At 72.3% G+C, this 11,980-nt stretch carries 7 protein-coding genes and 1 CRISPR repeat array; all 7 genes read right to left on the reverse strand.

Annotated features, from left to right (window positions below; translation table 11 throughout):
- Positions 1–25 precede the first annotated feature (25 nt).
- Positions 26–949, reverse strand: coding sequence for a type I-E CRISPR-associated endonuclease Cas1e (cas1e, locus tag AC0B61_RS35125; protein WP_471746289.1), 924 nt, complete (start codon positions 947–949; stop codon positions 26–28).
- 59 nt (positions 950–1,008) lie between these two features.
- A complete protein-coding gene (cas6e, locus tag AC0B61_RS35130) occupies positions 1,009–1,665 on the reverse strand; it encodes a type I-E CRISPR-associated protein Cas6/Cse3/CasE (RefSeq protein ID WP_471746278.1) in 657 nt (218 codons plus the stop codon).
- The gene (gene cas5e, locus AC0B61_RS35135; RefSeq protein ID WP_471746280.1) at positions 1,662–2,489 is read right to left on the reverse strand and encodes a type I-E CRISPR-associated protein Cas5/CasD; all 828 of its coding nucleotides are present in this window, start codon (positions 2,487–2,489) and stop codon (positions 1,662–1,664) included. The genes cas6e and cas5e overlap by 4 nt, the downstream gene beginning before the upstream one ends.
- Positions 2,486–3,703 carry a type I-E CRISPR-associated protein Cas7/Cse4/CasC gene (gene cas7e / locus AC0B61_RS35140; RefSeq protein WP_471746281.1) on the reverse strand — a complete coding sequence of 406 codons (1,218 nt, stop codon included), beginning with the start codon at positions 3,701–3,703 and terminating at the stop codon, positions 2,486–2,488. Before cas7e ends, cas5e begins: the two co-directional genes overlap by 4 nt.
- Positions 3,704–3,758: 55 nt before the next feature.
- The gene (gene casB, locus AC0B61_RS35145; RefSeq protein WP_471746283.1) at positions 3,759–4,601 is read right to left on the reverse strand and encodes a type I-E CRISPR-associated protein Cse2/CasB; all 843 of its coding nucleotides are present in this window, start codon (positions 4,599–4,601) and stop codon (positions 3,759–3,761) included.
- Positions 4,598–6,199, reverse strand: a complete 1,602-nt coding sequence (casA, locus tag AC0B61_RS35150; protein WP_471746285.1) for a type I-E CRISPR-associated protein Cse1/CasA — start codon at positions 6,197–6,199, stop codon at positions 4,598–4,600. The genes casB and casA overlap by 4 nt, the downstream gene beginning before the upstream one ends.
- Before the next feature lie 216 nt (positions 6,200–6,415).
- Entirely contained in the window at positions 6,416–9,241 is a 2,826-nt protein-coding gene (cas3, locus tag AC0B61_RS35155) for a CRISPR-associated helicase Cas3' (protein ID WP_471746286.1), read from the reverse strand.
- Positions 9,242–9,764: 523 nt separating this feature from the next.
- A CRISPR array of direct repeats spans positions 9,765–11,872; the repeat unit is 29 nt; unit sequence CTCCTCCCCGCACCCGCGGGGGTCAGCCG.
- The last annotated feature ends 108 nt before the right edge of the window (positions 11,873–11,980 follow it).

The raw sequence follows: 11,980 nt of genomic DNA on the forward strand, positions 1-11,980 counted from the left end.
TGGGTGTCCGCAGGCCGGCGGGTTCTCACAGCAGTTCCTCCCCCGCGTAGTTGACCCCGCCCGGGATGGGGCCGGCGACCGGGTCCCACAGGTCGACGAGCTGCTCCTCCGGGTCCGGGAGGGTGATGTCCTGGTCCGGGGCGAGCAGGCGCTGGATGTCGGTGACGATGCGCGGCAGGAGGCGGAACAGGCGCAGGCCGTCGCGGAAGCCTCGGCGGGCGTCGGCTTCGGGCTGGGGGGAGTCGTGGAGGGAGAACGCGAGCGGGATGGTGAGTTCGGCCTTGTACAGGTCGGCGACGTCGTAGACGAAGGCCTGCTGGTTGCCGTTGTGGACGAAGCCGAGGGCCGGCGAGCAGCCGAGGGCGAGGACGGCCGCGTGGACGATGCCGTAGAGGCAGGTGTTGGCGGCGGAGAGGGCCTGGTTGACGGGGTCCTGGGTGTCCCAGGAGTTCGGGTCGTAGTTGCGGCGGAAGCGGCCGATGCGGTGCTGCTGGGCGAGGAGTCGGTAGTGGGCCTTGACCCGTTGGCCCTCCAGGCCTCGGAGCTGTGCGAGGCCGCTGCCGGCCGGGACGGTGCCACGGCCGAAGCGCTGCTCGTACATGGCGGTGGCGACGGCGAGGCGGGTGGTGTCGTCAGCCCAGGCGCGGGCCTGGCGTTCGAGCCAGGTGGTGCTGAGGGACTCGGGGACGGTGGCGGCGTAGCAGCGGACGCCGCCGGATCCGGCGATGACGACGGTGGTGCCGTGGCGGGCGAGGGTGGACAGGGCCCGGGCGGTGATGGAGGTGCCGGGGCCGAGGAGGACGCAGCTGAGGGCTGCGGTGGGGAGGTAGACGGTTTCGGTGCCGCGGTGGGGGCTGGTGACCTCGGCGCAGACGCCGGTGTCGTCCTGGACGATGCGGACGATGTCGAGGTAGAGGAAGGAGAGGGAGTCGGCGATGCGGGGCAGCATGGCGACGGTGGGGGCGGCGAGTTTGCGCCGGGCACCGCCGGGGTCGGGGCGGCGGGCGGTCACTGCGGCCCCTGGTGGGGGGCGATGCTGAGGAGGCCGCAGCCGTAGGCCTTGCCCTTGCCGATGCCGTCGGTGAGGCGGGTGCGCAGGAGGTCGGCGTCGGTGATGGCGGCGGTGCCTTCGAACAGGACGCGGTCGTGTTTGATGAGCCGTTGGTCGCTGCGGCGGTGGCCCTTGGCGGCTTCGAGGGGGCTGGAGTGGAGGGTGCCGAGGTCGAGGCCGGAGGACTGGGCCTGGCGGGCCCACCAGTCGTCGGCTGCCGTGCCCTGGAGCGGGACGACGGCTTTGAGCTGGTAGAGCTCGCGGGTGGCTCGGCTGGGCCTGCGGATGGGGTTGGCGGCGATGCGGTAGCGGATGTGCAGGCCGGGCCGCAGGGCGTCCAGGAGCGGGGTGAGGGTCTTGGTCGCCGCCTGTCCGTATCCGGCGGGGAGGCGGTCGAGGTCGGGCCGCTCGGCGCTCTGGAGGAGGATCTGGTCTCCGGCGGGCGTCGATTCGGTGCGGAAGAGGACGCCGAGGCGCCGGCGCGGTTCGTCGGCGGCGACGTGGTCGGGGAAGAGCGACATCATGCGGTGGTGCAGGTGGACGGCGCCGGCGGTGTCGGTACGGGCGTCGCGGCTGCGCGGGTCGGGGATGATGCGGGTGAGCCACAGGGTCATGCGTGGATGCTTTCCGGGCGGGTGGTGTGCCGGGCCAGGTAGTCGCCGAGGGCGGTCAGGTAGCCGGTGGAGAGGCCTTTGCAGCGGTCGGCGGGCAGGGTGAGGGTGCGCTGGTAGCGGGGGCGGGCGCGGTAGGCCCGACGCCGGGGGTGGAAGTCGATCGGGTCGTCGGTGACCTCGCCGGCGGGGGTGCTGCCGTCGTCGTCCCCGGGCTGGGGGTGGTCGCCGAGGCGGTCGAGCGGCTGGTCGCCATGGAAGACGATGTCGACGGTCTTGCTGCCCGTACGGGCCCGTCGGGCGATCGGCAGGTGGACGAGGTGGTGCAGCGGATCGTCGACCAGGCCGAGCAGCAGGGGGCCTTCGGGCGGGCAGGAGCGGCGTCCCAGGTAGGGGGGCCAGTGCGGGTTCCGCAGCGCGTGAGCCCACTCGTCGAGGCGGTCGGGGGCCGCGGTGACGACGGCGGTGAAGGCCGCGTCGGCGAGGTAGTAGCGGTGGGACAGCAGGGTGGCGGTGGCGCCGGTGCGCTTCTTGCCCTCGGCGGTGGTGACCGTGCGGGCGGCGGGCAGGCCGCCGCCGACGGTGTGCAGGTCGCGCAGGATCACGCCCGACCGGTCGGTGCGGACGGTCAGCGAGAGGGCGGCGAGGTCGTCGATGGACTCGCCCCGCTTCCGGCCGACGGCCGCGGCGAGCAGGCCGATGACGCCGGAGCGGGTGGGGAAGGGCGCGGTGTCGCGCTCGTTGAACTGACCGGTCTCTCCCCAGGACTGCAGCGGCGCGGCCAGGCGCAGCAGCAGTCCTCGGGTGGGGGCGGTGGCGGTGCTCATGCGCCGGCCCCGGCGGTGACGGAGGCGGCGTCGGGCCCGGCAGCGGTGTCGGCGCCGGTGCGATCGGTGGTGAAGGCCGCGCCGATGGCGGTGTCGATGAGCTGGAGGAAGGAGTCGACGCGGGTGCCCAGGCCCTCGAGGTCCTTGTCCTCCAGGCTGGCCCAGGCCGCGGTGACGGTGCCGCGCTCGCCGAGGAGCTTGTTCGCAGCCGTGGCGTAGCGGGCCAGGGCCGTGCGGGAGGCGGGGCCGTACCCGCCGCTCTCGTGCGAGGCGACGGGCTGCTCGAAGGCGGCGGCGTAGGAGAGCGGGCGGTCGCTGCGGACGGCGATGTGGACGAGGTCGGGGATGGTGTGCGGGGCGGTGGCGGTCTTCTTGGCGCGGGGGAGGGAGAGGATGAAGGCCTCGGCGAACCCGGCGGCGAGTTCGCGGGCGGCCTCGCGGTCGCCACCGAGGTTGGCCGCCAGGTCGGCGAGGTCGACGGTGGCGTAGCGATAGAAGACGCCGGCGCTGAACTCGGCGTGGCCCATGTGGGCGCTGCCGGTGGTGTCGCCCCAGGCGGAGGTGACGTCGTCGACCGCCGAAAAGTAATCCAATTCGACATCCGTACCGTGGGTGGTCAGGGCGTGGGCAACCTGCACGGCGCCGTCCACGCCCGCGTCGTCGACCTCGGCGAGCATGCGGCCGAAGAGGTTGATGACGCCGTTGCGGCTGCGCAGGATGGCGTCGATGGCCTCCTTGGGCAGGACGCTCTTGTCGCTGGTCTTCTTGATGTCCTTGGCGCTCTCGAGTTCGGCGCGGTGTTCCTCGGCGAGGGCGGCGAGTTCGGCGACGGCGGTCTCGGGCACGTAAACCATGGCGTTGGTGGTGATGACGGGCGAGTCCTTGGCGGTCTCGAACTTGATGCTGCTGCCGGCGGCGACGTGCTGGCCGGCGCGCTGGGCGAGTTCGGCCGGCCAGCCGTGCTGCTCCTCGAGGAGGCGGGTGACACGGGCGCCGATGCGGCGGGTGCGCAGGGCCTGCTCGCCGAAGCTGCGCTGGAAGTACTCGCGTACGGCGCGCTTCCAGGACTGGCTGCTGACGCGGGTGCGCTCGGTGTCGCCGTAGCGGACGGTCTTGACGGAGTTGTTGTCGTCGCGGTTGAGGTTGGCGAACGGGACGCTCTGGACGACGTGGATGTCGAGGAAGCGGGCGGTGGTGCGGTCGGGGCCGGGCATGCTCTGCTCCTGGGGGTCGGGTGGTGCGGGGTGGTGGTCTGTACGGGCTGGCCGGTCAGGCCTCGGAGGCGGCGCTGTCCGTTCCGTCGGTATCGGCGGCGTCTGCGGCGTCGCTCTGGTCGTCGTCGTGCTCGCGGGCCCGGCGCTCGCCGTCCTTCTGCAGGGCTCGGTGGTAGTCCTGGAGCCAGATGCGCTTGACGGTGCCGGAGTGGCGCCGCCACTGGCAGAGGTCGATGAGGAGCTGGGCCCAGTCGACCTCCACGTCGCTGCCGCGCAGTTGGCGGACGGCTCCGGGTAGGTGGCGGTGCAGGCCGTCGACGCTCTGCCGGCTCAGCAGGTTGAGGCGGGTCTCGGCCGACGTCTCGCGCAGACCGCCTGCCTGGCCGCCCCTGATGACACCGTCGGCGAAGGCCTGGCCGAGGCTGCGCGGGGGGATCCGCTTGGCGGTGCCGGCCTCCCCGTCCTCCGGACGGTCCACCGGGTGGCCGGGCGCGTCCGGCGCCGCCTCGGCGGCCGTCACCTCCTCGCCCGTCGGCTGGTCCTTCGACCCGCTCTTCTTCGACGTCTCGGCCTTCGCGGCGGCGTACTGGTCGCGGCGCTGCGCGGCGATCAGGGAGGCGACGGTGTAGAAGGCGCGCTGGACGTCGCGGCTGCGCGTCTGCTCGTCGGTGAGCCAGGAGGCCACGTAGCGGTGCATGAACGGCACGGCGTCCAGGTCCTTGCCGACGCCGCGGCGCAGGGCCGCGCGGACACCGGGATCCTCGTGACTGCGCTTGTCGATCCTGGCGGTGAAGGCACGTGCCCGCCCCAGTGAGGGGATGAGGGCGAGCACCCTCAGTGTGCCGACCGTGTCGTCCGCCGGTTTGGCGGGCCCGGGGATGGTGCTGGTCGTGCTCATGCGTCCTCCGTACTGGTGTTGCGGGCGCCGGTACCGCTGGCGCTGCCTGCCTTGGCCGGGCGCTTCACCGGCCCGCCGTACAGCTCGATGCGGGCGGTGGTGCAGGCCTTGGCTCCGCGGTTGGTTCCCAGCGCGCCGTAGGTGACGGTGTCGTATGCCTGCTCGGCGAGGTTGCGGAAGGCCGCAGCGGCGCCGTCGAAGTCGCGTTCGTTGAGGCGCTTCCAGAACTCGGCCTCGGCGGCGGGCCAGTAGCGGGCCGCGGCGTCGACGGCCCAGGTGCAGTCGCGGATCTTGGGGGCCGTGGTGAAGCCGGCCCAGGCCTTCTTAACGGCCCGGTCGAGCCGGTTCCCGTACCGCTCCCCCAGGACGCGCAGGCGGCCGATCTCGACCGCGACCGTGGGTTCCTTGTCCTCTGCGAGTCCGAGTACCGGTGGGGTGACCGCGTCGACGAACTGGATGTCCTTGGCCTGTCCGTCCTGTTCGAACCCCAGCGCGCGCACCCTTAGGTCTTCCGAGACCTCCAGCGCGGTGCGGAACACTTCGGGGCGCTGTGGACGGGTGCTGCCTGCGGGGTTCTCGAGCAGCAAGGCGTCCAGATCCCGCCACAGCGCGCGCTGGGAGTCGGCGGGACGGGGGTAGAGGTTTCCCTCCTTGCTGGTCTGCCAGATCAGGTACGGGTCACCCTCGCGGGAGATCTTGAGTTGGTTCGCCCAGGTGATGAACGCGTCCCGGACGTGCCGGCCGGTGGCATCGGGCACCAGCAGCAGCGCGTGCTGGGAGCGGGCGGTGAGGCCGGAGCACGGCCCTTTCAGCGGCGGCGGGGCGGCTGCGGGGTCGGGCAGTTCCTCACGCTCCCACGGGCACAGGTCGCTGTCGCGGGAGACGCTCTCGCTGGGTTCGGGAAGTCCGGCCAGCAGTGTCTCGAACAGCGTCCCGCCCTCCGGGTGGTAGGAGAGCGTGCTTCGCAGGGGCCCGGCCTTGCTGCTGGCCGCCTTGGTGCCGCCGACTGTACGGCTTGAGCACCGTCCGGACGGGCCGTAGTAGTGCCAGACGAGCAAGTGCAGGACGGCCTGGTCGGGGGTGGGCAACTCGGGGGCGGTGCTGTTGACGTGCTGGAACCAGGAGTGGTTGTTGCCCGAGGGGCGGGTGGTGATGAGCTTGTCGACGCCGGCGGTGTTCGCCGGGTCGCACTGGTCGGCCAGCCTCGGGTCCTGCAGGAAGGGACGTACGGGGTCGAAGAGGTCGAAGCCGCCGTGAATCGGCGTGACGTACTGGGCGACCTGCTCTTCGCCGAAGCTTCCCGTGGCGACCAGGTCGTCGCGGCGCTCGGACCAGTTCTTGTTGGGACCGGCTTCGTCGAGCTCGGTCACACGGGCGGTGATCGCGTACAGGACGCGGTACAGCGCGGAGAGCGCCGGCGGGTCGGCGATCGCGATCTGCTCGATCTCGTGTGCGCGCAGCAGGAGTTCGCGCAGGCCGACCTTGGGTGGGTAGGCGGTGGTGGCGTCCGCCGTATCGTTCGTCTCCTTGCCGGGGATCCAGCGGACGGGGATCCACGCTTCGTCGAGGAGGTTGTAAGCGGGTCGTGCGGATGGCATGCGGCCTCCGGCGAGGCGAGTACGGGTGATCACAGGGTGGGTAGGCTCTGCGCGGTCCCCGCGATCGAGCGGGGGTGAGCCGTGCGGTGCCTAGGAAGTGGCCGTGTCGGCAGACCTGTCCCCGCGCAAGCGGGGGTCATGCCGGTCCCGGGATGGGCGACAGCCCTGTCCGGGACCGGCGTAGCCAACGTATCGTCAAGTGCGGTGCCTAGGACGTCATTTCTCAGAAATTCCCACGTTCGAGTACATGAGCTGCCTCTCCCCCAGCCGGCCCGTCCAATGGTCACCGTCACGGCGCATGCGCAGCAGAGCCAGGTCGGCGAGCAGGGGCCGGTCCTTCCAGGCCTTCGGCACGGCGTTCTCGTCCGTGCGGCCGGCGAGCCAGCGACCGGGCAGCGGCACGGTGTGCCGCATGATCAGCGCGATATCATCCCGGTTCGCCGCGGCCATGGGCAGCGGAACATCGCGGTCGGGAGCGAGGCTCCATCCGCCCTCCCGTTCGAAGACACACACGGCGCGGCCGCTGTCCGCTCCGAGGCGGGTGGTCAGCAGGTCGTCCGAGACGACGAAGCTGCGCTCGCTGAGCTTCGACAGGTCGTCGACCACGTCGCACGGCGCCGGGATCACGGTGATCTCCGCCGTCTGCTCCTCCGCCGTCTCCGAGGCGATGCGCTCGGCGTCCATCCGGTCGAGCTCCGCCGAGGCGGCCTTCTCCAGGCCGGCTCCGAAGTCGTCCGCGTAGACGTCGTCCACGAGCCCCTGGACGTCTCCCGGGACTTCGACCGCACCGCTGGACTGCTTGGCGAGCAGCAGGCTGGTGCGGCGCAGCAGGGATGCGTCGTAGACGGTGCCCCAGGAGCGGGGCGCGGCCACGCGGCCCTCGTCGTCGAGCGGCTCCAGCACGATCATGCGCGGCTCGGCGGCCTCGCCGGTCCAGGCCGGGCGGTTGGGCCGTTCGTGGCGCTTGCCGCGGCCGGCCCGCTGCAGGAGCTGCGCGAGCGGAGCGAGGTCCGAGACGATCAGGTCGAAGTCGAGGTCGAGTGACTGCTCGACGATCTGTGTGGCCACCAGGATCGAGCCCTCCCGCGGGGTGGCCGCCGCCGTCTCGTTCGCGGGCTTCCCGTACGCGGCCTCGCACGCGGTGGTGATGCGCTGCCGCTCGTGGGCTGGGTAGCGGGAGTGGAGCAGCCGCAGGCCGCCGTCGCGCGCGGCGAGTTCGGGCAGGACGGACCGCAGGTAGCGGTAGGTGCGCTGGGCCTCGTCCACGGTGGTGCAGCAGACGAGGACGCAGCCGCCTTCGGTGGTGACCGGTGCGAGGATCTCGCGCAGGGCCTCACGGCGCCCCTGCCGTCCGGGCTTCTTCGCGACGTCCTGGTCCCGGACGTCCCAGTGGACCTGGCGGGCCTCCACACGCAGGGTCCGGGTGCGGCTGCTGCCGACCTCGCGCGGCGTGGACACCTCTCCGCTGCCCGCGTCCACGAACAGCCACCCCGGGTAGCAGGGCTCCACCGTGGAGGGCTCGCGGAAGCCCGCGCCGCGCCGGTAGGCGTCGACGAGGGACGAGGCCGCCTTGCCGGTCAGCGTCGCCGACAGCAGCACGACCGGTGCGCCGGACGCGCCGAGCCACTCCAGCAGCCGCGCCAGCAGGCTGTGCATCCACGGGCCGTAGGCGTGCGCCTCGTCCACCACCAGTACCTTGTTCGACAGGCCGAACAGCCTCAGGAAGCCGTAGCGGACCGGCAGCACCCCGGTGAGCGCCTGGTCGACCGTGCCGTTGGCGAGCGGCGCGAGCAGACCCCGCCGCCCCGTGCGCAGCCACTGGCCGGCCTCGGTGTCCGCCAGGACGGCCGTCCCGTCCGTCGCTCCCTCCCCGGGGGCGTAGTCGGGGCTCAGCCAGGCCATGCTGTGCAGGAGCGTCAGCGCGCGATCGCCCTCGACGTTGTCCTTGGCGAACTTGCGGACCCGGGTGAACATCGCGTCCGCGGTCGCCATCGTCGGCAGCGCGAAGTAAAGCCCGGAGGCGCCCGAAGCCCGCGCGATCACGGAGGCCGCGTGCAGGGCGGTCTCGGTCTTGCCGTCCCCGGTCGGGGCCGTGACCAGCAACAACCCGGGCCCCTTCACCACCCCGGGCAGGTACTCCGCGACGTCGGCCTGCAGCTTGTTCGGGGGGAACGGGAACTGCTGCGTGAAGGGCCTGTCCGGAAACGCCGCCCGCCCCAGGCCAGCTTCGCGAACCCACCCCGGTGCGGCCTTGGCTGCCGTCTCGAAGTGCTCGGCAAGCTCCGAGTCCCCGGTCTTCCAGCCCTCCCCGGGCATCCGCGGCTCGATGACGTCGACCTGGCTGGCCAGCCAGTCGGCCACCACGACCAGCCCGGTGACCACCACCGCCAGCTCACCGGGCAGCACCGACTCCAGCGGCTTATCGGCCCCGACCGTGCGACGGACCGCGTGCGCGTGAGCAAGCCGCTGATCCCGCCACCCCTCAGCAGTTCCGAGACCGGGCTGATAGCCCGTCGGCCTGTTGATCTCCTTCACCTGCAGCGTGGGGGCGAAGCACCCGTGGTGCCCGCCGAGCAACTGGGCGATCTGGTGAGCCGGCGACTTCTTGACCGGCTTGCTGAGCGGATAGCCGCACTGCTTGAAGAACTCGACCAGCCCCCAGTGCGTGGCCGTCTCGTGCCTCAGGTACCCGCTGCGCTTCGCCGCCGGGTTGTCCTCCGCATACGCCGGGTCCCCCATCAGCTTCGCGAACTGCTCGGCGACCTGCTGCTGGAAGTGCAGCGAGATCTTCCCGATGTCGTGCAGCCCAGCCCACAGCATCACCATCTCCCGGGCCTCGCCCTCGCTGACGCCCATGGCCCCAGCGATCCGCGCCCGCACACGCACACTCAGGACCGCGTCCCATAGCGCGCCTGCGACGGCGGCAGTGTCCAGGAGGTGGCAGATCACGGGATACGGACCGGGCAGGCCGGCACTCTTGCCCCACAGACGGGAGTCGGGATCGACCGGCCCGGATCCGCCAACGGACTGGCTCTCATTCATGTCTGAGGACCTATCAGCTCACCCTGACAATCCTTGCGGCCGCCTCATCGGAATCGATGGCAGGCGAGGACCTGGCCGACGGGGGCCGCGGCGCATCACCCGAGGTCATAGGCACCAGGAGGGCATCGACGGGTAGTTCGCGTAACGATTCAGGCACCACCAAACAGATACAACCACCCCTTAGCTTGGAACTTTCGGCTACCACCGAACCTGGCCATGGCACCGGGGACCTCAGCGATCGAGCCGACCTCCAACGCAATGAGGTCACCATCACGAGTACGCGGATACCGGCTCGCCGTCGCTGCACAGGAGTGGGGCCCGCCCGGCCCCCAACCGTCGACACTCGGCAGGCCCCTCCCATACCCGCGAACTGCCGTACCCCAGGCGCCGAACCGGCCCATGGCATCATGTGAGCGGTCCTTGACATCTCGACACCGAACAGCGCACCTGGCCAAGGCGTCAGACATCTCGCCCACATGGTCAAGAAATTGCAAAGCCGCCGCTGCGTCGCAGGTCAGGAAGCCTCCTCCCCGCACCCGCGGGGGTCAGCCGCGCTCACCCGGTGGTGGGCGACGAACGGCAAGCTCCTCCCCGCACCCGCGGGGGTCAGCCGTGTTCGGGCTGGAGCGCGGCCCTTCCTGGCCGGATGCGCTCCTCCCCGCACCCGCGGGGGTCAGCCGACATCTTCATGCTGTGCACCGCCCTGGTCCAGCTCCTCCCCGCACCCGCGGGGGTCAGCCAGCGCCGATGGCGTGCATGCCGGTGCGCATCGACTCCTCCCCGCACCCGCGGGGGTCAGCCGGCCAACGGTCAGGTCGACTACGTCTCCGCGGCCTCCTCCCCGCACCCGCGGGGGTCAGCCGCAACCGCTGAACGACCAGCAAATGAAGATCGCTCCTCCCCGCACCCGCGGGGGTCAGCCGACGGGCACGTTTTCCGGCACGATCCCGGTGCCCTCCTCCCCGCACCCGCGGGGGTCAGCCGCGCGACATCAGGCGGGTACATCACCGCCGCCCCTCCTCCCCGCACCCGCGGGGGTCAGCCGGGCGACCCCCGACAGGGTGCAGGCAGTGAACTCTCCTCCCCGCACCCGCGGGGGTCAGCCGTCGCACTCGTTGAGGTAGCCCTCGGCGCCGTACTCCTCCCCGCACCCGCGGGGGTCAGCCGGAGGCGTGAATCCATGCCGCTCACACCCGGGCCTCCTCCCCGCACCCGCGGGGGTCAGCCGGCGCCCCGGCGGGCGCCCCTGGGCATGCTGAACTCCTCCCCGCACCCGCGGGGGTCAGCCGGTCGGTCAGGCCGTCCTCGCCCTGGGCGAAGACTCCTCCCCGCACCCGCGGGGGTCAGCCGACCGTGTCGGCCTGGGTCAGCGGAGCGGGGTCCTCCTCCCCGCACCCGCGGGGGTCAGCCGCGGTGTAGGGCTGCAGTTCGGCGGTGTCCGGGCTCCTCCCCGCACCCGCGGGGGTCAGCCGATGCTGGGTTGAGGGTCAGTCGTCCAGGCTGTCTCCTCCCCGCACCCGCGGGGGTCAGCCGCGAGGTCGCGTCGTACGGCACCCGGCGCCGGCCTCCTCCCCGCACCCGCGGGGGTCAGCCGCACCTGGGCGGCCATCGCCCGGTTCGGCATGACTCCTCCCCGCACCCGCGGGGGTCAGCCCAACCCGGGTTGCACCCGACGGGACGTTGAAGCCTCCTCCCCGCACCCGCGGGGGTCAGCCGCTCGACCGCGGGTGGATGGGCTCGAACTCGACCTCCTCCCCGCACCCGCGGGGGTCAGCCGCCGGTCGTGATGACGACGGGCACTTGCGTCGGCTCCTCCCCGCACCCGCGGGGGTCAGCCGATCTCGGCCCCCATGTAGAAGGGGAGGGCGACCTCCTCCCCGCACCCGCGGGGGTCAGCCGCCCGCCAGCAGGCCGCCGCTGAGAAGAAACGCCTCCTCCCCGCACCCGCGGGGGTCAGCCGTGGCAGGACGACCACCCTCAGCAGATGGTCCACTCCTCCCCGCACCCGCGGGGGTCAGCCGCCCCAGCCGTGAGCCTCACCGCCCGCCCGGGCCTCCTCCCCGCACCCGCGGGGGTCAGCCGTCCGTTCTCGATGCGGCCGATGGTTCGCCGGTCTCCTCCCCGCACCCGCGGGGGTCAGCCGCCCTTGCGGACGAGGGCCTGTCCGAGCTGGGTCTCCTCCCCGCACCCGCGGGGGTCAGCCGAGTTCGGGCTGGCTTCCTGGCACGGCCACGGCCTCCTCCCCGCACCCGCGGGGGTCAGCCAGGGACCTGGCGCTGGCCATGTCGGACGGCACCCTCCTCCCCGCACCCGCGGGGGTCAGCCGCCGGACGCCACGATCGCATCCCTGACGCTGACCTCCTCCCCGCACCCGCGGGGGTCAGCCGGTTCTCTATGCGTCGCCCGCCTTGGCCGACATCTCCTCCCCGCACCCGCGGGGGTCAGCCGATCACGCGGTGCCGGGGCTGGACGTGGTAGCCCTCCTCCCCGCACCCGCGGGAGTCAGCCGCTCGCCCGGGACATCTGCCACGGCAAGCGCGGCTCCTCCCCGCACCCGCGGGGGTCAGCCGGAAGTTGCCGCGGGCGGCTCCAGCCAGGCGCGCTCCTCCCCGCACCCGCGCGGGTCAGCCGCTGTGAGATCCGTTGTCGGCGGCGGCTCAATTCGATGCCGGTCTGGACGGTTCAATCGTGGGCCACTGTGTGGTCTCGTTGGTCGTGTTCAGTCGTTGTCGGTCGTGC

The organism is Kitasatospora sp. NPDC023385 (genome assembly GCF_055664045.1).